Raw genomic sequence first — 23693 nt, 5'->3', positions numbered from 1 at the left:
CTGTACTGCCTGGTGGACTGGGTTGATTTTCGGGATCTGGTGGATTTTTCCGGCATCGAAAGCCTGATCAGTTTCCGGGATCATCATCGCAACGATGAATTGATCGGCCTAACCGACCCGCGACAGGCTTGATTCGGGAAACCTGACGAATTTCATGCCCCTGCCGCTTTTCCTTCTGCGATTCTTGACTATAGTTAAGAGCAGGCAGGGTCTGATCTGGTGAGGCCCGTACAACGTAAAAATGCATTCGAACAACAACATCAACCCAAGGGGGTCGAGCTATGCTCCTGAATCACGCATTTGGCCTGTTTACTCATCCCGACAGTGAGTGGGCAAAAATCGGCAAGGAGCATGCTCCGCCCAGAAGACTTTATGTCGCCTACGTATTTGTTCTTGCAGCCATAGCGCCGATATGTGCCTATATTTCTACGGCGCATTTTGGCTGGACCGTAGGCAGCGACCGTTTGATCAAACTGACGGAAATCAGCGCCTTTCAGATGAGCGTGCTTACCTATCTGGCCATGTTGGTCGGCGTTTTCGCCCTGGGGTATGCAATCAACTGGATGGCCAAGACCTACGGTGCCAATGAGGAGGAAATCCCTTCAAGGGGAATTGCGCTGGCGGCGTATTCCTGCACGCCACTGTTCCTGGCCGGTTTTGCTCTGCTTTACCCGGTACCCTGGTTCAACGCCATCGTCTTTCTGATAGCGGCAGGCTATGGGGCCTGGTTAATGTATGACGGCCTTCCAATTGTAATGGGTATTCACAAGGATAGGGCGGTCATGTACGCCGGTGCACTGTTGACTGTGGCGTTGGTAATTCTGGTATCCACCCGGGTTGGCTCTGTTATTCTCTGGAACTACGGGTTTGGCCCGGTATTTATACAGGGCTAGACCAGAGACATCTGCTGATAAGCTGAATCTTTGGCCGGTGGACCCGGCCAATCCTGGTTCCTCTTGACCTGAAGCAACGCGCCCAAGTCCGTGTCCGGTTTCAATAGGGTCAGGTATATAGCCAGGGAGTCCGGCAATGACATCCTCTGCATCATCCCCATCAACCTCCGATAAAGCGGTAAACAGCCAGCGTGTGCAGTGGCACGCTACCGATATCGGTGAGGTTCGCTCAGAGCTCTCCGCGACCGGGCCGCTCAGCGCACAGGCGGTCGGCGAGAGGCTGAGTGAATTCGGCCATAATCGCCTTCCTGAAGCCCGCCGCCGTGGCCCTCTGGCCCGCCTGGGCAACCAGCTCAAAAACTTCCTGATTTATGTACTGATCACGGCAGCGGTCATTACTGCCGTGTTGGGTCATTGGGTGGATACTACCGTCATTCTGGCTGTGGTGGTCATCCAGACCCTGGTTGGATTCATACAGGAGGGCAAAGCCGAACAGGCGCTTTCCGCGATCAGGCACATGCTTGCACCCAAAGCCGTGGTCGTCAGGGAGGACGGCCAGAAAAAAATCGACGCGGCTGAGCTGGTGCCCGGTGATACGGTCATTCTGGAACCGGGTGACCGGGTGCCCGCTGACCTCCGGCTTGAACGCTGCCACAACCTGAAAATAGAAGAGGCGGTGCTGACGGGGGAATCCGAACCGGTCGATAAAACCACTGGTTCACAGCCGGCTGATGCAGTCCTCGGTGATCAGCTCAGCATGGCCTTTTCAGGCACCATGGTGGCCACGGGAACCGGCCGTGGGGTTGTCGTACGGACAGGAGAGAACACTGAAATCGGCCGTATTTCCGGCCTGCTGCAGGATACTGCAACACTTAAAACGCCCCTGCTCGAACAGATCGACCGCTTCGCCCGTTATCTGTCAATAATCATTATTGTTGTCGGCCTGGCGATATTCGGTGGTGGGCTGGCGCTGAGCGGACTGCCGGTTCGCGAGCTGTTCATGGCAGTTGTGGGCCTGACCGTGGCAGCCATTCCAGAGGGGCTGCCGGCCATACTCACCATTACCCTGGCCATCGGTGTTCGACGGATGGCAACCCGTCATGCGGTTGTGCGCAGAATGCCGGTGATCGAAACCCTCGGTGCGGTATCGGTGATCTGTTCCGACAAGACCGGAACTCTGACCCGCAATGAAATGATGGTGACGGCTGCGGTGATGGCCGGGAAGCGGCTGGATGTAGAGGGCGAAGGTTACGAACCGGATGGGGAAATTCGAGAAGGTAGCGATGTGGTGTCTGAAAGTCCGCTGCTCGATGAATTGGCCAGGGCCGCTGCGCTATGCAATGACGCCCATCTGGAACGTCATGAGGGAACGATCCGGGTTGCCGGCGACCCCATGGAAGGTGCTCTCAAGGTTTTCGCCCAGAAGGCAGGGTTTGATGCGGAAACCGATGGCCGTGAGTGGCCGCGGACGGATGAAGTGCCCTTTGACGCCGACTATCGCTTCATGGCGACGCTCAACCATGACCATCATCGCCACGGTGTCGTCTATGTAAAAGGGGCTCCCGAACGGATACTGGAGATGTGTACCGGTATGGTTACTGACAGCGGGGATACCTCGTCGCTGGATCGGGAGGCCTGGACGGATGCCATATCCGAACTCGCCTCTGAAGGCTTGCGGGTGCTGGCATTGGCACGCAGGCCGGCGGATTCTTCGCAGAATACCCTTGCAGTGGAGGATGTTGAGGACGGACTTGAACTGCTGGGGCTTGTGGGGCTTCTGGACCCACCGCGGCAGGAGGCTATCCAGGCGATTCAGGACTGCCACGACGCCGGTATCCGGGTAAAAATGATCACTGGCGACCATGCCATGACCGCCAGTGCCATTGGTGCCCGGCTGGGATTGAAAAACACCACCCGGGTGATGACTGGCAGGGAGCTGGATCAACTGGGTGAAGACGAACTCAGGCAGGTAGCCGGTGAGGTGGATATCTTCGCCCGTACTAGTCCTGAACACAAATTACGTCTTGTTGAGGCCCTGCAGGCGCTGCACGGGGTCGTCGCGATGACCGGTGACGGGGTGAATGACGCACCGGCCCTCAAACGTGCCGATGTGGGTATCGCGATGGGTGTCAAGGGCTCTGAGGCGGCCAGGGAAGCCGCGTCAATGGTGCTGCTGGACGATAATTTTGCCAGCATTGCCAGGGCCGTGCGTGAGGGTCGCACGGTCTACAACAATCTCAAAAAGGCGATTGCCTTCATGCTGCCGATTAACGGTGGTGAATCCGTCAGCCTGATTACTGCCCTGTTGCTGGGGCTGTCGTTGCCCATTTCCGCGTTGCAGATTCTCTGGGTAAACCTGGTGGGCTCGGTGATCCTGGCAATGACGCTGGCCTTCGAGCCTTCTGAGCCGGGGGTCATGAGGCGACCGCCCCGTTCAAGGGATGAACCGCTGCTGGCGGGATTCGTGGTCTGGAGGGTCGCCTTTGTTTCCGTGCTGTTCCTGATTGGTATTTTTGCGGCGTGGTACTGGGCAATGGACCAGTTTTCAGATGAATCCGTGGCCCGCACACTGGCAGTCAACACCCTGGTGGCCATGGAGGTTTTCTATCTGTTTGCGGTGCGCTATCTGGATACGGCCTCGGTCACTTTGCGAGGTGTACTGGGTACCCCCATTGTGTTGCTGGCGGTGGGCGCCGTCATCCTGCTGCAATTGCTGTTTACTTACCTGCCGTTCTTCCATCAGATCTTTGGCACCGCTCCACTGACTCTGGGAGCATTGGTCTTTGCCGGTGCGGCGGGAGTTGTCGTGCTCCTGGTTCTGGAGCTGGAAACCTGGCTCAGAAAACGCCTCAAGCCAGGTCTCAGTTCTGGCTCCGGGTGACAATGGCGGCATCGCCACGGCCTTCAATAGCAGCGAGCTCGGCACTGGACAGCCACTCCCCGGGCGGCCGTTCCAGTACGTCCGCGCAGGCGGCCAGGGCATGAGCCCATGAGCAGCGGTTGGCGAACAGCATGCCTGCTTCATTCAGGGTGCCGCCACGGTTGATGTAGCCCAGTACCCGGGATCTGGATGGTTCCGGGAAAAGTGGGGACAGGTGGCCGCGGAACACCTCCGGGCGCATGTGAGTCAGTGCGACCCTTCGCTTCATTCTCCGGGGGAACAGCCGTTCCTGCTCCAGGTCACGGACACACTGGGCTGCTTCCAGGGTGTCCCTGGGTTCGCGAAAACGCCCAGGTTCCTGCACATACACCAGCCTGAATGGCGTTCCGGTTTCCCGCAGCCTTTCGCTGGCATGGATCAGTTCAGAGAGTTGATAGGCACCATTGGCAATCAGCATCACGGGTTCGCCAGGGGACGTATCTTCGTCGACTACCAGGGCTCCGTTCCTGGACAGGGCCTGCGCTTCGCTCCTGTCAAACACAACAGGCCGCTCGCGTTTTGGTATCACCATGCAGGTCAGTTGTCCTCGCGCCAGGTAGACACCGGGTAATGCTTCCAGGGTACTGTTGTAGTCGGCCGGAAAGAGCACGCGGCTGACGTCGCTCATTTCGCCCAGCAGGCTCTCGCAGAAGGTAGTGTCCTGATGCGACTGCTGGTTCTTGCCATTCTCCCAGGTATGAGAAGTGGCAACCACCGGGAAACCGAGCCAGCGCGCGGGCCTGCCTGCTTCTTTCTGCTGGCGGGAGAAAGTCAGCTCCTGGCGGATAGCGCCCAGCATTTTGACGCAGAAGGCCTCATAACTGGCGACCAGATTAATGCCCGCCTTGTTGGCAAGACAGGCTGAAACCACGGCTTCTTCATTGAGGGCAGTAATAATCCGGCCATGAACGGATTCCTGTTCGCTTTCCGGGTCATTTACCCGGTGCTTTAGGGTACTCAGTACCCCGACCAGCCGATTACTGGCCAGTTCATCCGGGTTGCCGACGCGAGCCCGCAGGGCCGGATTTGCGTTAACCAGCGCCTTGAAGAAGTCGTCTACGGCCAGCATTGGCGAGCCATAATCGAGCGATGGCGGAAGTGCCGGCATAACGGGGTCTGGCGGGTTGCGCGTTGCCATGGCATGGTCCCGCTCCAGCGGGCGTGCCTGTTGCTGGTGCTGGTTGAGCTGGTCGACTGCATTGGCCAACTGCTTCGGAGGTACCCAAAGTAATCCGGCATGATGGTGGAAAAGTTCCCTGGCCCTGGTGTCGATCTTGGGGTTGCCGGGCAGTGGCAGGTTATGGGCGGGATTGCTGCCGGCGCCGTAAAAACCGTAACCCTTGGTGGTCTCGGCGATGCCGTAGGGAATCGGAACCGGGTAGGGACGTTCCCCGTTCAGCGCCTGCTGGCGATAGTCGTTCAGCGATTGCTCCATATTGAACAGTGCGCAAACGAAGGCTGCCGGATCACGGCCATCGAACCGGAGTGGCTCGAAACCCCGGTAGGCCAGGTGTTCGCTGAATCTTTCCAGGCCTTCGCGGGTTCCCAGTTCTGTGCGTTGCTCGATCCGCCGACCATTGGCGATCATGACGGGCAGCACCAGACCACAATCTTCAGCCCGCCACCAGCGTGGCACCCAGTCGCTACCGCGCTGTTCTTCCGCAGCACCATCAGAGAGGAAGGCTACCAGCGACTCGCCCGGCAGCGGCATATGGGCGTACTGAAGTTCGGCAAAACCGAGGTAACCACCTTCCATGATCCCGCCCGCAGTGTGGGGGGTAACGTGGCTGCCAAGGGGCGCTTCCATGCCCCCATCCGGCCTTTGGCGGTAACTGTAGAAATCGGAGACCAGACGGGAAAGACCGTCTTCGCCCTGATAACGGTTCTGTTGCTCCGGATGCAGGTTACCGCTGAGCACATTCAGCGCATCGATCGCAGCGACACAATGGCCCTGGCCCATGAGCCAGCTTCGAGTCTTCCCGGTAAGGTTGTTCAGAGCGGTGTAGGCGGCGTAAGCCGGCACCATGTTCAGTGCGCCGCCGGTATGGCCCTCGGGGCTGGCTTTGAAATCGCGCGGCAGCAGGGGAGCACCGCTGGGGTCAACCCGTTTGGTGTAGGTCATGTGTACGACAAGCCAGAGGCCGGCACTGGCCAGCCTGTCGAGACTTGCAAGCTTGCGATAAACGGTTGCGGTGTCAGGCTGGAACGCGGCGGATACCAGTTCGCCGGCCATATGGCGGACCTGGTCACAGGTGGATTCGGAGTGCTGGATGACGCCATAGCCCCGCCGCCAAAGCTCGTAGTCAGAGACGCGCCGCTCAGCGGATTCCGGGGATTCTGGGGATGACATGACAGGCCTCCATGGCTTCAATGTATGGAGCGATTATAGAAGCCAGGAGCTGAAAAACCGTTGATGCAGATCATTCGGACCTGCATCTTGTTTTACTGTTTGTTCACCTTGATATTGGTGGGGGTTCAGCCGGCAGCTGGCTCGAATTGCTGCTGCAGCCAGGCCCTGATGTCGTCGGATTCGTAGAGCCATTGTTCACTGCCGTTGTCATCACGGATCAGCAGGCAGGGCACCTTTACACGCCCACCGCCGGTGGCAAGTGCTTCGCGGTGCTTTTCGTTGTGCTGGGCGTCACGGGTTTCAATGTTCAATCCCAGGCGGGCCATTTCCTTGCGAACCTTGATGCAGAATGGGCAGGCGCTGAACTGATAAAGCGCCAGGTTCTCGCAGGCACGATCTACCCGGGCCTGCTCTTCCGGCGCTCGCGCGACGCTTTCAGGGGTGCTGAATTTCTCGCCGATCAACATGAACGGTGTCAGGATCAGGCGGAGAGTGCGGAAAAAATAACGAATAATGAGTCTCATGGACAGAACACGGCTCCGGTTAAAGCGGTGGGCCATCGATGGAAAGGCCTCACCAGATGCGGGAGCGCGTACAGTATCATTCGGCCGGGTTTCGGGCCAGACCTGGCAGGCAACCGTGTTGTATTGCTGTCGCCGGGAGTTTCTGCCAATCTCATGCAGATAACAGGAACAAGGCCGGATTTGCCGGTTGTTAACAGGAGAGTAACCCAATGACAGATGACAAACGGCGCCGATATTCATCCCCAGTAGTGGATGGTCTTGGCAAATCGGCAAGTCGTGCGATGTTGCGGGCTGTGGGCTTCACCGACGAAGACTTCCGCAAACCCCAGATCGGTATTGCCTCCACCTGGAGTAATCTGACCCCCTGCAACATGCACATCGACAAGCTTGCGGAAGAGTCAGCAGCAGGGGCTGATGAGGCAGGCGGTAAGAGCCTGACGTTCAACACCATAACCATATCTGATGGTATCGCCAACGGTACCGAGGGCATGAAATACTCGCTGGTATCGCGGGAGGTGATCGCCGACTCCATTGAGACGGTGGCCGGCTGCGAGGGCTTTGATGGCCTGGTGGCCATTGGCGGCTGCGACAAGAACATGCCCGGCTGCATGATGGGCCTGGCAAGGCTGAACCGGCCGTCCGTGTTTGTTTACGGTGGCACCATCATGCCAGGAAAAAATCACACCGATATTATCTCGGTGTTCGAGGCCGTGGGGGCCCACGCCCGCGGCGATCTGGACCTGATTGAAGTAAAGCAGATCGAGGAAACCGCGATTCCCGGTCCCGGCTCCTGTGGCGGCATGTATACCGCCAACACCATGGCCTCGGCCATTGAGGCCATGGGCATGAGCCTGCCTGGCAGTTCAGCCCAGAATGCAATTTCCGATATCAAGGCTGCGGACTCCCGGGCGGCTGGTGCTGCGGTGCTCAACCTGTTGGACAGGGACATCAAGCCCTCGGATATCATGACCCGGAAGGCCTTTGAAAACGCCATCACGGTGGTGATTGCCCTGGGAGGCTCCACTAATGCGGTACTGCATCTGTTGGGAATGGCAAGCACCGTTGGAGTCGAGCTGTCGCTGGATGATTTCGTGGAGATTGGCAAGCGGGTTCCCGTGCTGGCGGACCTTCGCCCCAGTGGCCATTATATGATGTCAGAGCTGGTAGCGATCGGGGGTATTCAGCCACTGATGAAGATGCTGCTGGACAAGGGCATGCTCCACGGTGACTGCATGACGGTCACCGGTCAGACCCTGGCCGAGAACCTGGAAGATGTGGCGCCCTATCCGGCAAGCCAGGACATCATTCATGCCTTTGACAATCCCATCAAGGCGGATAGCCATCTGCGTATTCTGTACGGCAACCTGGCGCCTACCGGAGCGGTGGCCAAGATCACCGGCAAAGAGGGCACCCACTTTACCGGCCGGGCCCGGGTGTTCCATTCCGAGGAAGAGGCCCAGGAGCGGATCATGGATGGCACGGTGGTAGCTGGAGACGTGCTGGTGATCCGGTATGAGGGGCCAAAGGGCGGCCCCGGTATGCGGGAGATGCTGACACCTACCTCGGCCATTATGGGCAAGGGGCTGGGTAGCGACGTAGCGCTGATTACCGATGGGCGTTTCTCTGGTGGCAGCCATGGTTTCGTGGTCGGCCATATCACGCCAGAAGCCGCAGAAGGTGGACCGCTGGCCCTGGTCGAGAATGGCGATACCATCACTGTAGATGCTGTTGCCAATCGCATTGAGCTGGATGTTTCCGCGGAAGAGATGGAGCGTCGCCGTAAAAACTGGTCCGCGCCTGCACCCCGATTTACCCGGGGGGTACTGGCCAAATATGCGCGAACCGTGAGTTCGGCGTCGGAAGGTGCGGTGACCGACAAGCCCTGACCCAGGCCCTCGACCACTACGTTCAGGTCAGGCTTTTCCCCGTGGGCCGGAGCCAGCAGGGAATTTCGCTGGTATAGTTGTAATCGAACTTACACGGTACGTGTGTGCGGACAAATACAGGAAGGGTTTAAAAAATGAGCCGATCGGCCGGTTTTCTGGTGTTGGCAATGCTGCTTGCACTGTGCCTGTCCCCTGCCAGTGCGACGGAAAGGGCAGAGTTGCAGCTGGCTTCGGTCAACGCAGCGGTCGCCTATGCGGATGCAGAAGAACTGGTGTACGGCAAGAATGCCGACCGTCCTGTGCCTATTGCTTCCGTTACCAAGCTTATGACGGCCCTGGTGGTGATGGAGTCGGGGCAGTCAATGACGGAATGGCTGGAGTTCAGGGAGCGTCATATCCCGGCCCCCGCAAACGCCTATACCCGCATTCGGAAAGGGTCGGAACTGAAACGAGGCGACATTCTGCGGATTGCGTTGATGTCATCGGAAAACTTTGCTGCCTATACCCTGGCCCGCCACCATCCGGGAGGCTATGACGGCTTTGTCGATGACATGAACGCAAAGGCCCGGGAGCTCGGCATGACGAATACCACGTTTGTGGATCCTACCGGGCTTTCGGTGAGAAACCGTTCCACGGCTGCAGACCTGGTGCGGCTGGTCAGGGCCTCCAGCAAGTACCCACAGATCCGGGAATATTCCACCACGCGTTACTTCACGGGACACTTCCGGCAGCCCCGCTATCGCCTTGCATTCGGCAATACCAATATTCTGGTGCATCGTGAGAGCTGGGGCGTTGGAATCAGCAAAACCGGCTACCTGTCCGAAGCCGGGCGCTGCCTGGTAATGCTGTCCGAAATTGATGGCCGGCCGGTGGTCACGGTACTTCTGGACTCTCTGGGCACCCGCTCACCAATGGGAGATGCCGGGCGCATCAAGCGTTGGCTGACCACCGGTGCGGGTGGCAGCGTTGCTGCTGCGGCACGTGCCTATGAGCAGAAAAAGAACGCAGCTTATGCGTCGTCAGACAGTACCTCTGTCAGTGTCAACTGACGTCGAATTTATCAGGACTGATGACCAATGATCGAAATATTCACGACAGGCGGCACCATCGACAAGGTGTACTTTGATGCCAACAGTGAGTTTGAAATCGGAGACAGTCTGGTTGAGGAACTGCTGGCGGAGTCCAATATCCGCGAGGGATTTTCGGTCACTGGCCTGATGCGAAAGGACAGTCTGGAAATGACAGATGACGACCGCGAGGCCGTCAGAGCCGCGGTCAGCCGTTGTTCCGCAGGGCGGGTGCTTGTCACCCATGGTACAGACACCATGCCAGAGACTGCCCGCGCATTGTTATCGGTGAAAGATAAAACCATCGTGCTGACAGGCGCCATGCAGCCGGCCAGGATGCGTCGCACCGATGCGGTTTTCAATATCGGTTTTGCCTGGGCGGCAGTGGGGTTGCTGCCCCACGGCGTTTACATTGCCATGAACGGAGAAGTATTTGAGGCTGGCTCCGTTCGCAAGAACCTGAAAGCCCAGCGGTTCGAACGAACCTGATCAAGCCAGGCCGGAGATTTCCTCGCAGGTTAACTCTCGATACTGTCCCGGCGCCAGGGCTGGATCCAGGACGACGCTGCCTATCCGCCAACGATGCAGGCCATTCACATGATTGCCTACCGCTGCCAACATTCGTTTGACTTGGTGGTAACGCCCCTCTGAAATGCTCAGATCAATCACACGCTCGCTCAGCTGGCACACGCTGGCGGGTCTGGTAGGCCTGGGTTCGTCATGAAGTAAAACACCCTGTTCCAGCTGCGCAATGGCATCGGCATCCATGGGTTCCATGAGAGTCACCCGATAGGTCTTCGGGCAGTTCACCCTGGGGGAGGTTATCCGGTGAGACCACTGGCCATCGGTGGTCAGCAGCAACAGCCCCGTGGTGTCCGCATCCAGACGGCCTGCGATATGGAGGCCCCGCCGAATCTCTGCTGGCAGCAGATCCATTACTGTTGGTTGCCGGCTGTCCTTTGTGGCACTGATCACACCCTCCGGCTTATGGAGCATGAGGTAGCGCTCGACCGGCAGTGACAGACTCTGGCCCTCAAGGGTTATTCCTGTTTCTGGCATCACCTGTGTGCCTGCCTTGCGACAGGTCCGCCCTTCTATCTTTACCAGGCCAGAGCTGATGGCCTTCTTCGCATCCCGACGCGACAGGGCTGTGGCATTCGCTATGAAATAATCAAGCCGCATCGTCAGGTACAGCCTTCTCCGGGCGGTGGCAATGTCAGGCTGGCAAGGCATAGAACCTCGGCAGAGCCGGTCATCCGGTTCCACAACACGCCCAGCAGTTCACCTGCGATAGCCGGGCGATCCAGGCGGGAACTGGGCTCGGGAGTCAACCCACTGCCATTGTCGCTGGCCAGAATGAAGGTAAAGGGGTGTGCCCCGGGAATGCCAAGGCGGATATCCGTTGCCGTCAGCCTGCCATTGCTTCTCTCGTACTGCAGGAAACCATCCGTAAACCATTCCAGTCGCCGACCCTCTTCAAGAGATGCGGCCACCTCCGCCAGTTCGGGATCGCGGGAAAAGCTTTCCACTGTGATCGGCCCGTCTCCGTCCAGAAAGCCGGTGACGATTTCCACCCGCCGGTCGTCACCCATAACCGTTACCCGCCACAATATGGTGTTGAAGGGCATGGGCTGTACCATTCTCGGGGCGTCCTGAAGCCCTTCCCGTGCCAGCGCGGGATCGACACGATCGGAAATGACCTGCTGGGCAGTGAGGCTCCAGCCCAGATACAACGTTGATAACGCCAGGCCCGCGGTAACAGACCTTGTGTGCGGCCCACGGAGCAGGAATACGAGCATCCCGGCCAGTAAGGGCAGGGTGTAAAGAGGGTCGATGATAAAGATGCTGGTGATGGCAACCGGCGGGCCAAAGGGCCAGAACAATTGGGTGCCGTAAGTGGTGAAGGCATCCAGCAGTGGGTGTGTGAGTAGTATCAGGGCGGTAACCGCGAGCCAGCGTTTGTAACTCAGAACCGGTCGCCAGCGATGCAGTGCCAGGGCGATAACAAACGACAGTGGAAACAGGACCAACAGGGAGTGGCTGAAACCCCGGTGCTGGGTAAAATTGGCGACCGCGGTACCATAGTCGATAACCACATCCAGGTCGGGCAGGGTGCCCAGAGCCGCACCAATCAGTAATGCGGAGCGTCCAAGGGTCTTTCCGGCAACCGCGCCTGCCAGCGAGGCGCCCAGAGCAGCCTGGGTTATCGAGTCCATCGGGAAAAATACCTTGTCAGTGGGGTCCGACAGGTATTATGCGTGGAATCGATTTTCGGATCACGATTCAGCATCGGATGATAGAGTGATATCGAGTGATTCCAGAACAGTGTCGCCAGGGTAGCCATCGGCTACCAGGCCGTTTTCAGCCTGATAGTTGCGAATGGCAGACCGGGTATTGGGTCCCATAATGCCATCCGGTTCCCCGGTGTCGAAGCCTTCATCATTCAGTGCTTCCTGAATAGCGAGAATGTCGTCCCGGGACAGGGCGGGCAGATCCTCTGGCGGCGGGTTCTGCAATTGCCCGGCGCCGGCAATGCGGTCTGCCAGGTGCCCCACGGCAATAGCGTAGAACTCGGAACGGTTCCAGCCCATGATCACGCCAAAGTTCTTGTAGGCAAGGAAGGCTGGTCCGCGATGGCCGGAAGGAACCACCAGAGAGGCCTTGATGGGCTCATTGGCCAGTGCGTTGCCGAACGCGTCAGTAACCCCAAGTTCCCGCCATTCCTCCAGAGTAAGTTTGCGGCCGTCTGCCAGTTCGTAATCGAAGTTGTCCGGCAACAGAACCTCCCGCCCCCAGCGGTAGTCGCCGTCCCAGCCCAGGTCTTCCAGGAAGTTGCCGGCTGACATCATGGCATCCGGCAGGCTGTTCCACAGGTCCCGTTTGCCGTCGCCGTCACCGTCCACGGCATGACGCAGGAATACGGTTGGCATGAATTGCACGTGCCCCATGGCACCGGCCCAGGAGCCTTCCATCTGTTCCGCCGAAATGGAGCCTTCATCGATAATCTGCAGTGCGGCAATAAGCTGTTCGGTAAAGAACGTGCTGCGGCGCTGATCACAGGCGAGTGTCGCCAGGGAACTGGGTACCGGCATCTTGCCAAAGTAAGTGCCAAAGTTGGTTTCAAGGCCCCAGAAGGCGACCAGGTAGGGTGCCGGAATGCCGGTTTCACGGGTGACGCGGTCAAGAAGATCCCGGTGTTCCTTTAACAGCTCCCGACCCTGGCTGACACGCTGATCGTTCACCCTGCGGTTGAGGTAATCGGCGAACGTGGTGGTAAATTCCGGCTGGCGCCGGTCAAGCTCAATGACCCGCTTCAGGTACTCGGCACTGGCCAGAACCTCGCTGGCAGTCTTTGTTGACACGCCGGCATCAATCGCCTGGCTTTCCAGCCTCTCAATGCATTGTGGAAACTCTTCCAGAGCGTCGCTGTAGGCCATGCCAGGTAGACTTCCCAATGCAAGGAGTCCCGCGAGTGAAAAATGGCGAATTGTCCGTCTGCCTGTAAAAATCGCGGTGAATATGGTTGGCACGCTGAACCTCGGTCTGGAGTGAATGTCTCGCGCTCATGGTAGCCTGTTTTTACCACCCTTAAATACCGTTGTTGGTTGCTTTCGGTGACAATTCTTTAACCTGCAGTTGCCTGGGTCCATTGCTGTGTCGTGTTTTTGTAGCCGGGCCGGACAACAGGCTATTCCGGGATACCGGCTTGTTCTATAGTCTGGCTGTACAAACCTCATATTTCTGAATCAAAAGGCCCGACTCATGGCAACGCTGAAGGCGCTGGTGGTGGATGATGCCAGTTTCGTTAGGGACCTGGTCAAACGGACAGTGCGCCAGCGCTTCCCGGTGATCGAAACCACAGACGCCCAGAACGGGCGCAGGGCCCAGTCGTTAATGTCGCGTACGGTGTTCGACCTGATCCTGTGTGACTGGGAAATGCCGGAAATGTCAGGCCTCGAATTGCTGCAATGGATGCGGCAGCAGCCACAGTATGAAAAAGTGCCCTTCATCATGATCACCAGCCGGGGTGACAAGGATCACGTGGTGGAGGCCGTCAGGGGCGGGGTGTCCGAATACCTTGGCAAGCCCTTCAGCCCTGAGGGATTAAGCAACAAGATCATCAAGGTGATGGGGCGGCAGCTGAAAGACGCTATGGACCGGAGCGGGAAATCCATGGGAGGCCCCGCCGATGCGTTTCGTGAGTCTGCCACACTGCTCACGCAGAAACGGGAGCCCGTGCCATCGGCGCCGGTTCGTGCGGGCAGGCCGTCCGCTCCAGCGGTTTCCTCTGGCAGGCCAACCATGAGTGTGGCTGCCGTACGTTTTGCCGACAGCACCCTCAGGTCAGTGGTGAAGGATATTACCCTTACAGAAGTGCGGGTGATTGCCAAACGGGACCAGCAGTTCCCCGGAATTCTCGACCAGGCAGTGGTGGACATTGAAATAGCAGAAGGCCGGGTGGCACGGTTGAATGGTTACGTGCATCAGTTGCAGGCGGTTGAGAAGCGGCAGGATACGGATTTTGTCAGTGTAACGATCCGCTTTGTTGATGAAGACCCGCAAAAACTGGAGGATCTCTCCCGTTTCATTGCCCGCTTCCGCAATGGGGGTTAAGCCGGAGCGCGGGCTGTCACGACATGGGTTCAGGGAGCCTTTCCACCAGTCGCTCCCGCGGGAAGTGGCAGATGAACTCGCTGCCATCGCCAATGCGGCTGCGTATTTCCAGCCGGCCGTCATGGTTCAGCAGAACATGTTTCACGATCGCCAGCCCCAGGCCGGTGCCCCCGGTTTCCTTGTGCCGGCTCGGATCGGCGCGATAGAAGCGTTCGGTAAGCCGGGGAATATGGACCGGGTCAATTCCGATTCCGGTATCCTTCACTGAAAGGTGCGCACCCTCGCGGTCAGTGTTCCAGGTAACGTTGATCTGTCCGCCCGCCGGGGTGTATTTCACGGCATTGAAAATCAGGTTGGAAAACGCGCTGCGCAGCTGGCTCTGGTCGCCACGGAGCAGGTGGCGCTCGGAAATGCTGACGTTGAACTCGTGTCCCTGGTCGCCACTGAGCGCCCTGGCGTCGTGGCAGATCTGGTTGACCATCGACCCGACGTCGGTTACCGCATCGCTGACAGTCTGTTCGCCGGTTTCGATTTTTGACAACAGTATCAAGTCGGTAATCAGTGCTTCCATGCGGGAGGATTGCTGGGCCATGGTATTGATGGCGCGCCGCCATTTGGGTGGTAAATCATCCGCGTTGTCCACCAGGGTTTCCAGATAGCCGCTGATGACTGTCAGCGGGGTCCTCATTTCATGGGATACGTTGCCGACAAAGTCACGTCGCATCTGTTCGAGCTGGAAAAGGCGGGTAACGTCTTTGGCCACAATCAGGCGGTCGTCGTCGCCGAACAGGCTGATCTGGATCTGCAGATGTATATGGGGCCGTGCCGGCGAGTTCAGGTCCAGAGGCTCGCGGTAATCCCTCGAGTCGAAATACGCCTTGAAGGCCGGGTTACGGATCAGGTTATGGATGAACTGGCCCTGGTCCGAGCTGCGGCGGAAACCGAGCAGATGTTCTGCCGAGCCATTCCACCACTCCATGGCGCCTCGCGAGTCCGTCATGATGACGCCATCACGCATGGCGTTGGTGGATTCCTGAACCCGGTTGATCTGGGCACGAAGTTTGTCCTGGGTGTGGAGATGAGTCCGGTGGAGCTTGTGGAGGCCGTCAAAGATGTCGCCCCACAGGCCTACACTCTGGGGTGCTTCGTCACGGCCACCGGGATTGCCAAGCCAGTTGTACAGGCGTTTGGCCTGGGCGAGGGTCCACCAGAGGTAGGCCAGAAGTCCCACCGTCAGCCCATAAAGCGGCTCGCCAAAGAAAAGCCCGATTGCCGTACAGGCGATCAGGAATGCGATGATCCATCGCACATACTTTGACCAGTTGTGTTGCATTACTGCTGCCCCTGAGTCAGTTCCGGGCCCTTGCGGGGTGAGGGCCCGGCTGCGGTTATGCTGCCCTGGTAGAGAACCGGTAGCCGGTGCCACGCACTGTCTGGATCAGGTGATCATATTCGTCGCCAAGGGCCTTGCGCAAACGGCGTATGTGGACGTCGACCGTGCGCTCTTCAACGTAGACGTTTCCGCCCCACACCTGGTCCAGTAGTTGGGAGCGAGTATAGACCCGTTCCTGGTGTGTCATGAAGAACTGAAGCAGCCGGTACTCCGTCGGGCCGATGTTCAGGGCGCCGGTTTCGGTGGTTACCCGGTGGCCCACAGGGTCCAGTGTCAGCCCATCCACCTCAATGGGTGTCTCCACGCCGGGAGGCGTCGCGCGCCGCAACACGGCCTTCAGCCGGGCCACCAGCTCCCTGGGGGAAAAAGGTTTGGTGATGTAGTCATCGGCACCCACTTCCAGGCCCTGGATCTTGTTGTCTTCCTCGACCTTGGCAGTGAGCATGATGATGGGAATTTCGGCCGTCGTCTCATCTTTCTTGAGCCGCCGGGCCAGCTCGACACCGCTGGTGCCGGGCAGCATCCAGTCAAGCAGGATGAGATCAGGCTGTTTATCGACAATCAAGGCATGTGCTTCGCGGGCATCCGCTGCCTCCAGATAGTCGTAGTCGGCCATTTCGAGGGCAACGGCGATCATCTCGCGGATCGGTGCCTCGTCATCGACGATCAGGACAGTTTTTCCAGTCATGAGCATTAACCTGTGTCAGACCTTGCAATGTTGCTGCCTCATTACAACCGGGTAGTGTTACAAGTATATGACAGGATCTGCCTGGAACGGGATTTGTTGGTTTAGGAGATAATCAGGTCCACCATCAGGCCCGTGAATACCGCAAAGCCTGCCCAGTTGTTGTTGAGAAATGCCTTGAAACAACCATCCCGCTCCCGGTAGCGGGCCAGGTGTTGCTGGAAGACGAACAGACAGGCCATGGCAACGAGCCCAAGGTAATAGAAAACTCCCAGTTCGGCCTGCTGGCCAACCATAATGAGAATCAGCACCACCAGGGCCTGAAGTATGGCAATAACCGCACGGTCTGCGTCACCAAACAGAATGGCTGTGGACTTGATGCCGATCTTGATATCGTCGTCGCGGTCAACCATGGCGTACAGGGTGTCGTAGGCGACGGTCCAGAGCACGTTGGCAGTGAACAGCAGCCAGGTTATGCGGGTCACTTCACCGGCTTCGGCGGCCCAGGCCATGGGGATGGCCCAGGAAAAAGCGGCGCCGAGAAAAAGTTGTGGCAAATGGGTGTACCGCTTCATGAACGGATAAATGAATGCCAGTATCACACCGCCAAATGACAGGTACAGAGTCAGCGTATTGGTGAACAGGACCACCATCAGGAAGGCCACCAGGCAAATCCCTGCGAACAGGGCAACGGCCTCCCAGGCTTCAATACGGCCCGAGGTCAGGGGACGGTCTTTCGTGCGTTTCACATGGCGGTCCACCTTGCGATCGGCAAAATCATTGATGGCGCAGCCAGCTGCCCGCATCAGGAAAACGCCAAGGGTGAAGACGATAAAGTTACCGATGCCAGGGAAGCCGTCGGCGGCTAGCCAGAGCGCCCAGTAGGTCGGCCAGAGCAGAAGAAGGCTGCCAATCGGGCGGTCGAGGCGCAAAAGGCGGGCATAATCTGCAAGGCGGGCCTGTATATGGTTGGGCACAGCATTGGACAGCATGGGCGTGATCCGTATTGGGTGAATCGGGTGAAATGGGAGTAACTGGGGATTATAGCCAGCCGTGGCGTCCGGGTTAAAGGTTCGATGGCTGGAGTGTCACCGGATCAGGTTGGGAAGGAAATATTCGCCCACCAGCAGCGAGTGATTGCCACTGAAGAACCGGGATCGACGTGCCACCAGAGGCTGAGCATTGCAGCTGCGATGACAGAGGCCGGTTTCGAACGGGCCCCGCTGCCATTCGGGGTTGCTGAACAGGTAGGCTCCCAGGGGCCTGCGGCCCAGGTTGCGCAGGCGGCGCCCCCGCCCTGCAAGAGTAGCCAGCGGGATAATGGTGCGGGCAAGCACCCAGGGTGTGTTGTCTCCGTTCAGGCAGACTTCCCGTACCCAGGCATTCTGGCGCACCGGGATGCCGAGGGTACGGGCCTCCTCCAGGGTCGGGCGTGCAAAGCCTTCCTGAAGAATGTCCACACGGAAACTCTCCTGACACTGGAGCTGCAATGCCCGGGTCAGGGAGCCTTCAAGTGTCAGCCAGCGGCCAAGCGCACCATGAACGGCCGGGTTTTTCAACCCGGCTGCTGAAAAGGAGCGGTACCACTGGGTTGGGGGGACGTGGGTGGGGTTAGAGTCCCTTGACGGCATAAATTCCCGGGGCGTTGCGCCAGTAACCTTTATAGTCCATGCCGTAACCGAACAGGAAGCGGTCCTCCACCTCAAGCCCGGTGAAGTCGGCCTTGAGGTCCGGCCTTGCCTTGCGGTCGTGCTGTTTATCCACCAGTACCGCCGTCAACACTTCCCTGGCGCCATGGGCGAGACAGTAATCCGCAATGGCACAGAGCGTCGTACCTTCGTCGAGTATATCGTCAACGATCAGCACCGTGCGGCCATTGATGTCGGCTTCCGGCCGAAGCTTCCATTCGAGTATGCCGCCGGTGGTTTCCTGACGGTACCGGGTGGCATGGAGATATTCCGCCTGTACCGGGAACTTCAGCCGGGGTAACAGCTGGCCAGTGAGAATCAGCCCACCGTTCATGACACAGAACAGCAGAGGGTTGGTGTCTTTCAGGCGCCCGGTAATCTCGTCCGCGAGGGACTGAACGGCGGCCTGGACCTGCTGTTCGCTTACCAGGCAGTCGGCTTCGGCCATTACCTGATTAAGTTCGTCAACGGTGTCGGTCATAAAGGTCGGGTCCTGTCGTAAAACGGGGCATTATACCGGAGGAGGAGCAATGAAGGGAGGGGGCCTTTCCGCCGGAGAAGGTCGGTATTTACGGCTACTGGTACAAATCCTGTCAAACGCCCGTCGGTGCCGGCATTGGTCAATGCTGTGGTGGTGGGTATGATGGTTGACCGTTTGAGCAGTGCCGCAAAGGCACAATAAAGACTTGCGTGCATGATTGTCTGACAATTATTATCGCGCCCTTATGAATCTCGGAGGAATGGCATGAAGAAGTGGCAATGCGTTGTGTGCGGATTTATTTACGATGAGGCAGAAGGCTGGCCGGATGACGGTATCGAGCCGGGCACTGCCTGGGAAGATGTACCCGAGGACTGGGAATGCCCCGACTGTGGTGTGGGCAAGGAAGATTTCGAGATGATCGAAATCGGTTAATGGTGCCATTGCGGACAACTGAGTCGGAGAGCAGGTAATGAATACAGAAGCACCCATCGTGATTGTGGGAACCGGTTTGTCAGGCTATACCCTGGCGAAAGAGGTTCGTAAGCTGGACAGTGAAACGCCGATTGTCATGGTTACGGCGGATGATGGCTTCAGTTATTCCAAGCCCATGCTCTCGACCGGTTTTACCAAGGGCAAGAAGGCCGACGAGCTGGCTCAGGCAACATCCGAGGCCATGGTCGAGCAGCTGAATCTTGAGCTACGCACCTACACCACGGTTACTGGTATTGATCCGGACGCCCATGAGCTGGTGCTGGGGGATGAGCGGCTGGGCTACAGCAAGCTGGTTCTGGCCTGGGGGGCGGATGTGATTCGTCTTTCCATCGCCGGCGATGGCCAGGAACATGTTCACTCGATCAATGACCTGATGGATTACCGCGCGTTTCGCCAGGCCCTGCAGGGCAAGCAGCGGGTGGCCATTATGGGGGCAGGCCTGATTGGTTGTGAATTTGCCAACGACCTGCGCAATGGTGACTACCACGTCGACGTGATTGCTCCCTCCGATACCCTGATGCCGGGGCTCTTGCCATCGCCTGCTGCGGAAGCGGTGCGCAGCGGCCTTGAAGACCTGGGGGTCAGATTTCATCTGGAGACGGTGGTGAAACATATTGCGGCCGAGGGCGCCGGTGTGAACCTGACGCTGGCCAACGGCGAGCATCTGCAGGCGGACCTGGTGATTTCCGCCGTAGGTCTGCGGCCACGCACAGAGCTGGCGGCGGCCGCTGGCCTTGAGACCAGTCGGGGAATTGTGGTGAACAGGGCACTGGAAACCTCCGGCCGGGATATTTATGCCCTGGGTGACTGTGCCGAAGTGGATGGCTATGTATTACTCTATGTCATGCCACTGATGATCTGTGCCCGTGCCCTGGCGAAAACCCTGGCAGGGGAGCGAACCGAGGTGAAGTACGGCACCATGCCGGTCATGGTGAAGACTCCCTGTTGCCCGACGGCTGTCTGTCCGCCACCGCCAGAGGCCCCCGGAAGCTGGGAGGTGGATGCTGACGGCCAGGATGTCCGGGCTCTGTTCAGGGGCGAATCTGGCGAAGTGCTGGGATTTGCCGTGACCGGCCGTTACGCCGTGGAGAAACAGGCTCTGTCAAAAGAAGTGCCACCAATCCATAATTGATCAGTGGCATCGGGATTGCGAAAATCGCCGGCTTACGGTAGAAAGTAATTCGTGAGCTAACGAAATTGACAGGAGCAGGCATGCTGGAAGTAACCAGAAAACTGGTGGATCTGCTGGATCTTTCCCCGATTGGTGATGACCACTTCCAGGGTGACAGCGAAGACCTTGGCTTTCCCAATGTGTTCGGGGGCCAGGTTCTGGGTCAGGCGCTGATGGCTGCCAGTCGCACGGTGGAGGGGCGTTTGCCCCATTCCCTGCATGCCTACTTCCTGCGCCCCGGTAATCACAGCATGCCTATCGACTACGAAGTCCAGCGCGTTCGGGATGGCGGCAGTTTTTCAGTGCGACGGGTGATCGCGCGCCAGGATGGCAAGGAAATCCTGACTGGTTCCATGTCGTTCCAGGTTGCGGAAGAGGGCTTCGAGCATCAGCTGGATAGGCCTGCCGCCCCGGACCCGGAGTCTCTCAAGTCCGAGCAGGAATACGGCGAGTTGCTGGCGCCCCACTTGCCGGAGCATCTGCGAGACACGCTTACCCGGGACCGCCCCATCGAAATCCGGCCTGTGGACCCGGTTAATCCACTGAAACCGGAGCCTCGTCCGCCCTACAAGCAGAGTTGGCTCCGGACCCAGGGCCGCCTCCCGGATGACCCGGTGCTGCACCGTTGCCTGCTGACCTACGCCTCGGATTTCGCGTTCCTGGGTACCTCCCTGAACCCCCATGGCGTGACCTTCATGAGCAAAAAAATGCAGGTGGCCAGCCTGGACCATTCCATCTGGTTCCACCGCGAGTTCCGCATGGATGAATGGCTGCTCTATGACAAGGACAGCCCCAGTGCCTCTGGCGGGCGTGGTTTCAATCGCGGTAACTTTTTTGACCAGAAGGGACGGCTTGTAGCTTCAACGACACAGGAAGCACTGATCCGTCACCGGGGCTAGCCGATCCTGCGGCTTTTTCCGTAGCGGTCCCGTTCTTCCAGCCATACGGTCATTTCATCGAATGGCAGGGGCGGGGTCAGGAAGTAGCCCTGAATCATGTCGCAGCCCATCCGCTCCAGCAGTTCTAAGGTTTCCTGCTTCTCGACACCTTCGGCGACAACGGTATAGCCGAGGCTGTGACACATCTCTATGGTGGTTTTCACAATGACGCGGCCCCCGGCTTCAGTGGCCAGGTCAGTCACCAGTGAGCGGTCAATCTTGATTTCACTGGCGGGCAACTGCTTGATATAGGAAAGAGACGAGTAGCCAGAGCCGAAATCGTCAATGGACAGGGGAATGCCGGTGGCGTGCAGCGATCTGAGTGCCTCCAGGGAATTGGCCGGATCCTGCATCATTGAGGTCTCGGTAACCTCCAGCGTAATGGCCCCGTGATGTGAGTGATAACTGCTCATCAGCCGTTGCACGAAAACCGGGAAGTCGCGCTCCCTGAGGTTGTTGGGGGAAATATTCACCGACAGGTTCAGCGCGTGGCCGCTTTCAAGCAGCCGGCTTCTCATCGCCAGTGCCTGTTCCAGAACCCATCGGGTCAGCGGCTTGATCAGCCCGGTCTGTTCTGCCAGGGCAATGATCTCGTCGGCAGGAACCGGATTTTTACGGTCTGGCCAGCGTATCAGGGCCTCCAGTCCCACCACTTCTCTGGTTTTCAGCGATAGTTTGGGCTGCAGGTAAAGGGCGAGCCCGTCATTTTTCAGGGCATGCTTCAGTTCGGAAACCAGCGTCAGGCGGTCAGCGCTGTAGGAATCCCGCGATGGCTGGTAATAGGCCAGTCCGCGATCCCTGGCGTCCACCGAACCCTGGGCAATATAAGCCCTGCGGATCAGCGTGTTGGCATCCGTTGCATGATCAGGGCATATAGCAACACCGGTGCGCGGATCCAGGGGCAGTTGCATGCCCAGGTAGTCCATAGGTTCTTGGAGTTCCTCCAGGGCATGGATTACGGCGCGTGGAACCGCCGTCAGTGTGTTTGTTTCTGTTACGAAGCCGAAAGTGGACGACTCCAGCGACGCGAGATAGAACGACTGTTGCTCTGTGGTTTCAACCGCGCGGATACCGGGCAGGCTCTCGGCGATGCTGTTGAAGCGTCGACCGGCAAGTTCGATCAGGCGATCGGTGTTGCGATGCCCGAGCGTTTTGGTGATTGACGACAGATTGGTGAGGTGAATCACCGATATGGAAAACCGTTTGCCAGGTTCCCGGGCAATCAGTTCATTGATCATCATTTCCAGGCAGGTGCGATTGGGCAGTCCCGTCAACGGGTGGTGCAGCGCCTGATCAATCAGTCGCAGTTCGGCCGATCGTCTCGCGGCCATGGCAGCGATTTCTGCTTCCCGTGCCCTCACTTTGTCTTCCCGCTCCTGGTAAAGCCGGGCAGCAAGGGCAATGGTTAACAGGATGGCTTCGAGGGCCGAGCCGATTTCCATGCCGTAAACCGTTACAAAGTTGGTGGGTATCAGCCCGTACTTGTTGGCTGCGGTTACGGCGCTACCGACGGTCAACAACCCCCAGGCAACGGTGTAGTAACTGGCCTGGGGGTTGCCGCGGATCCACTGCAGCGGCCCGATCACTGTCAGCAACAGGCAGCTGGGGATCGCCAGTGCAACGGTAAGACGGCTGGCAATGCTGTAGTCGGTAATAAATGTCAGCACGATAACCGCAAGGTTCACCACAACCGTATACCTGACCAGCCTGTCCATGTGCGGGCTGGTGGATCCAAGATTCAGGAAAGCGCGGGAGAACAGCAGAGTGAAGATCAGTGCAATCGGCACCGTCAACATCATTGCCTGATTGTGCAGCCAGGGCACTCCTGGCCAGAGCAGCTGGTAGGTACTGCCGTTCAGGCCGCCAATCAGCAGCAGATAGCCGAGAGTGGAAAGCACATACAGCAAATACATGCGCTCGCGCAGGGCCAGGAAAATGAACAGGTTGAAAAAAATCACCATGATCATGATGCCGTAGTAAATCGCGTGCATCTGATCTTCAATGGAGGCGGTTTCAAAAAATGCGGCGGGGTTCCACAGCCTGACAGGTATCTGCATGGCCCCCTGGCTCTGAACTCGCAGCAGTATCTGGTAGTCGCTTTCCGGATTGAGGTCAAAGTCAAACAGGAAGTTGCGGTGCTTTATCGGGCGCTGGTCAAACGGGAAATGGTCGCCCGTCACTGTGCGTTGCCGGACTTCACCGTTTTCAAGAAGATAAAAGGTAATCCGGTCAAGCTGTGGGTAGCGGACTTCCAGTAGTCGCTGGCTGCCGGGCAGTGTCGGCATGGCTGATGAAGGAATACGCAGCCACACGGTATCGCGGATGTAGCCGAAGTTCGGACTTTCGCCTTCCAGTGACTGCCAGCTGTCGGAAGCAAGCGCTTCCCTGAGATCCAACTCTTCTGAAGGAGCCACCCGGATGTAGTCCATGTCCGGCTCTGCAAACCCGGATTCCGAAGGGTTCGCCTGGATTCCGAAAGCCATTATGATCAATGCGCCCGCCAGGGCGAAAAACTGAGCAATATGGCGCACGTAGTACCAATCTTTTTGGATTTATCAGTATCAGCACCAGTATGTCTTCAACCGACCTGG

The 23693-nt window shown here is 58.2% G+C and carries 20 protein-coding genes; 9 read left to right on the top strand and 11 right to left on the bottom strand.

Features of this window, described 5'->3' with window-relative positions; translation table 11 throughout:
• The first annotated feature begins 281 nt into the window (after positions 1-281).
• Together ACESMB_RS02205 and ACESMB_RS02200 are read left to right on the top strand one after the other, a co-directional pair.
• Entirely contained in the window at positions 282-893 is a 612-nt protein-coding gene (locus tag ACESMB_RS02205; protein WP_372925026.1) for a Yip1 family protein, read from the top strand.
• Between the two features lie 136 nt (positions 894-1029).
• Positions 1030-3774, top strand: a complete 2745-nt coding sequence (locus ACESMB_RS02200; RefSeq protein ID WP_372970818.1) for a cation-translocating P-type ATPase — start codon at positions 1030-1032, stop codon at positions 3772-3774.
• On the opposite strand, the gene ACESMB_RS02195 is transcribed toward ACESMB_RS02200, so the two are convergent.
• Together ACESMB_RS02195 and ACESMB_RS02190 are read right to left on the bottom strand one after the other, a co-directional pair.
• Positions 3755-6163 carry a xylulose 5-phosphate 3-epimerase gene (locus ACESMB_RS02195; protein ID WP_372970817.1) on the bottom strand — a complete coding sequence of 803 codons (2409 nt, stop codon included), beginning with the start codon at positions 6161-6163 and terminating at the stop codon, positions 3755-3757. The two genes, ACESMB_RS02200 and ACESMB_RS02195, sit on opposite strands and share 20 nt — an antisense overlap.
• A gap of 125 nt (positions 6164-6288) precedes the next feature.
• Positions 6289-6687, bottom strand: a complete 399-nt coding sequence (locus ACESMB_RS02190) for a glutaredoxin family protein (protein WP_372925023.1) — start codon at positions 6685-6687, stop codon at positions 6289-6291.
• A 209-nt stretch (positions 6688-6896) separates the two neighbouring features.
• On the opposite strand from ACESMB_RS02190, the gene ilvD reads away from it, so the two are divergent.
• The 3 genes from ilvD to ACESMB_RS02175 all read left to right on the top strand — a co-directional run bounded on the left by ilvD (position 6897) and on the right by ACESMB_RS02175 (position 10129).
• A complete protein-coding gene (gene ilvD, locus ACESMB_RS02185) occupies positions 6897-8573 on the top strand; it encodes a dihydroxy-acid dehydratase (protein ID WP_372925022.1) in 1677 nt (558 codons plus the stop codon).
• Between the two features lie 134 nt (positions 8574-8707).
• Positions 8708-9622 (top strand): D-alanyl-D-alanine endopeptidase, encoded by a 915-nt coding sequence (pbpG, locus tag ACESMB_RS02180; protein ID WP_372925021.1) that lies wholly within the window; start codon positions 8708-8710, stop codon positions 9620-9622.
• Positions 9623-9649: 27 nt separating this feature from the next.
• A complete protein-coding gene (locus ACESMB_RS02175; RefSeq protein WP_372925019.1) occupies positions 9650-10129 on the top strand; it encodes an asparaginase domain-containing protein in 480 nt (159 codons plus the stop codon).
• On the opposite strand, the gene ACESMB_RS02170 is transcribed toward ACESMB_RS02175, so the two are convergent.
• Genes ACESMB_RS02170 through ACESMB_RS02160 form a run of 3 tightly spaced genes read right to left on the bottom strand, consistent with a single transcriptional unit; the run spans position 10130 to position 13077 of the window.
• The gene (locus ACESMB_RS02170; RefSeq protein WP_372970816.1) at positions 10130-10822 is read right to left on the bottom strand and encodes a pseudouridine synthase; all 693 of its coding nucleotides are present in this window, start codon (positions 10820-10822) and stop codon (positions 10130-10132) included.
• 2 nt (positions 10823-10824) lie between these two features.
• A complete protein-coding gene (locus ACESMB_RS02165) occupies positions 10825-11856 on the bottom strand; it encodes a metal-dependent hydrolase (protein WP_372970815.1) in 1032 nt (343 codons plus the stop codon).
• Positions 11857-11916: 60 nt separating this feature from the next.
• Entirely contained in the window at positions 11917-13077 is a 1161-nt protein-coding gene (locus ACESMB_RS02160; protein WP_372925016.1) for a lytic murein transglycosylase, read from the bottom strand.
• 325 nt (positions 13078-13402) lie between these two features.
• Here ACESMB_RS02160 and ACESMB_RS02155 point away from each other — a divergent pair, with 325 nt between their 5' ends.
• Entirely contained in the window at positions 13403-14254 is an 852-nt protein-coding gene (locus ACESMB_RS02155; protein ID WP_372925015.1) for a response regulator, read from the top strand.
• Positions 14255-14270: 16 nt separating this feature from the next.
• Here the strand turns inward: ACESMB_RS02155 and phoR are convergent, their stop codons facing one another.
• The 5 genes from phoR to ACESMB_RS02130 form a co-directional block, all read right to left on the bottom strand.
• A complete protein-coding gene (gene phoR, locus ACESMB_RS02150; protein ID WP_372925014.1) occupies positions 14271-15587 on the bottom strand; it encodes a phosphate regulon sensor histidine kinase PhoR in 1317 nt (438 codons plus the stop codon).
• Between the two features lie 55 nt (positions 15588-15642).
• Positions 15643-16335, bottom strand: a complete 693-nt coding sequence (gene phoB / locus ACESMB_RS02145; protein ID WP_372925013.1) for a phosphate regulon transcriptional regulator PhoB — start codon at positions 16333-16335, stop codon at positions 15643-15645.
• A 101-nt stretch (positions 16336-16436) separates the two neighbouring features.
• Positions 16437-17324 carry a 4-hydroxybenzoate octaprenyltransferase gene (gene ubiA / locus ACESMB_RS02140; RefSeq protein ID WP_372970814.1) on the bottom strand — a complete coding sequence of 296 codons (888 nt, stop codon included), beginning with the start codon at positions 17322-17324 and terminating at the stop codon, positions 16437-16439.
• 96 nt (positions 17325-17420) lie between these two features.
• Positions 17421-17963 carry a chorismate--pyruvate lyase family protein gene (locus tag ACESMB_RS02135; protein ID WP_372925011.1) on the bottom strand — a complete coding sequence of 181 codons (543 nt, stop codon included), beginning with the start codon at positions 17961-17963 and terminating at the stop codon, positions 17421-17423.
• A complete protein-coding gene (locus ACESMB_RS02130; protein WP_372925010.1) occupies positions 17944-18501 on the bottom strand; it encodes a hypoxanthine-guanine phosphoribosyltransferase in 558 nt (185 codons plus the stop codon). The genes ACESMB_RS02135 and ACESMB_RS02130 overlap by 20 nt, the downstream gene beginning before the upstream one ends.
• A 264-nt stretch (positions 18502-18765) precedes the next feature.
• On the opposite strand from ACESMB_RS02130, the gene ACESMB_RS02125 reads away from it, so the two are divergent.
• From ACESMB_RS02125 to ACESMB_RS02115, 3 genes are all read left to right on the top strand, one after another.
• Positions 18766-18933, top strand: a complete 168-nt coding sequence (locus ACESMB_RS02125) for a rubredoxin (protein WP_150911405.1) — start codon at positions 18766-18768, stop codon at positions 18931-18933.
• A gap of 37 nt (positions 18934-18970) precedes the next feature.
• Positions 18971-20125, top strand: a complete 1155-nt coding sequence (locus ACESMB_RS02120; RefSeq protein ID WP_372970813.1) for an NAD(P)/FAD-dependent oxidoreductase — start codon at positions 18971-18973, stop codon at positions 20123-20125.
• An 80-nt stretch (positions 20126-20205) separates the two neighbouring features.
• Entirely contained in the window at positions 20206-21063 is an 858-nt protein-coding gene (locus ACESMB_RS02115; protein ID WP_372970812.1) for an acyl-CoA thioesterase, read from the top strand.
• Here ACESMB_RS02115 and ACESMB_RS02110 read toward each other — a convergent pair.
• Positions 21060-23633, bottom strand: a complete 2574-nt coding sequence (locus tag ACESMB_RS02110; protein WP_372925007.1) for an EAL domain-containing protein — start codon at positions 23631-23633, stop codon at positions 21060-21062. The genes ACESMB_RS02115 and ACESMB_RS02110 overlap by 4 nt on opposite strands.
• Positions 23634-23693 lie beyond the last annotated feature (60 nt).

Source organism: Marinobacter sp., assembly GCF_041686475.1.
GTDB lineage: Bacteria > Pseudomonadota > Gammaproteobacteria > Pseudomonadales > Oleiphilaceae > Marinobacter.
Note: the sequence above shows the minus strand (reverse complement) of the source record. Positions and strands in the feature narration are given on the sequence as shown.

What these genes read in the sequence shown, in the direction of transcription:
- ACESMB_RS02205 (WP_372925026.1), top strand. Translation starts at nt 282, where the DNA reads ATGCTCCTGAATCACGCATTTGGCCTGTTTACTCATCCCGACAGTGAG.
- ACESMB_RS02200 (WP_372970818.1), top strand. Translation starts at nt 1,030, where the DNA reads ATGACATCCTCTGCATCATCCCCATCAACCTCCGATAAAGCGGTAAAC.
- ACESMB_RS02195 (WP_372970817.1), bottom strand. Translation starts at nt 6,163, where the DNA reads ATGTCATCCCCAGAATCCCCGGAATCCGCTGAGCGGCGCGTCTCTGAC.
- ACESMB_RS02190 (WP_372925023.1), bottom strand. Translation starts at nt 6,687, where the DNA reads ATGAGACTCATTATTCGTTATTTTTTCCGCACTCTCCGCCTGATCCTG.
- ilvD (WP_372925022.1), top strand. Translation starts at nt 6,897, where the DNA reads ATGACAGATGACAAACGGCGCCGATATTCATCCCCAGTAGTGGATGGT.
- pbpG (WP_372925021.1), top strand. Translation starts at nt 8,708, where the DNA reads ATGAGCCGATCGGCCGGTTTTCTGGTGTTGGCAATGCTGCTTGCACTG.
- ACESMB_RS02175 (WP_372925019.1), top strand. Translation starts at nt 9,650, where the DNA reads ATGATCGAAATATTCACGACAGGCGGCACCATCGACAAGGTGTACTTT.
- ACESMB_RS02170 (WP_372970816.1), bottom strand. Translation starts at nt 10,822, where the DNA reads ATGCGGCTTGATTATTTCATAGCGAATGCCACAGCCCTGTCGCGTCGG.
- ACESMB_RS02165 (WP_372970815.1), bottom strand. Translation starts at nt 11,856, where the DNA reads ATGGACTCGATAACCCAGGCTGCTCTGGGCGCCTCGCTGGCAGGCGCG.
- ACESMB_RS02160 (WP_372925016.1), bottom strand. Translation starts at nt 13,077, where the DNA reads ATGGCCTACAGCGACGCTCTGGAAGAGTTTCCACAATGCATTGAGAGG.
- ACESMB_RS02155 (WP_372925015.1), top strand. Translation starts at nt 13,403, where the DNA reads ATGGCAACGCTGAAGGCGCTGGTGGTGGATGATGCCAGTTTCGTTAGG.
- phoR (WP_372925014.1), bottom strand. Translation starts at nt 15,587, where the DNA reads ATGCAACACAACTGGTCAAAGTATGTGCGATGGATCATCGCATTCCTG.
- phoB (WP_372925013.1), bottom strand. Translation starts at nt 16,335, where the DNA reads ATGACTGGAAAAACTGTCCTGATCGTCGATGACGAGGCACCGATCCGC.
- ubiA (WP_372970814.1), bottom strand. Translation starts at nt 17,324, where the DNA reads ATGCTGTCCAATGCTGTGCCCAACCATATACAGGCCCGCCTTGCAGAT.
- ACESMB_RS02135 (WP_372925011.1), bottom strand. Translation starts at nt 17,963, where the DNA reads ATGCCGTCAAGGGACTCTAACCCCACCCACGTCCCCCCAACCCAGTGG.
- ACESMB_RS02130 (WP_372925010.1), bottom strand. Translation starts at nt 18,501, where the DNA reads ATGACCGACACCGTTGACGAACTTAATCAGGTAATGGCCGAAGCCGAC.
- ACESMB_RS02125 (WP_150911405.1), top strand. Translation starts at nt 18,766, where the DNA reads ATGAAGAAGTGGCAATGCGTTGTGTGCGGATTTATTTACGATGAGGCA.
- ACESMB_RS02120 (WP_372970813.1), top strand. Translation starts at nt 18,971, where the DNA reads ATGAATACAGAAGCACCCATCGTGATTGTGGGAACCGGTTTGTCAGGC.
- ACESMB_RS02115 (WP_372970812.1), top strand. Translation starts at nt 20,206, where the DNA reads ATGCTGGAAGTAACCAGAAAACTGGTGGATCTGCTGGATCTTTCCCCG.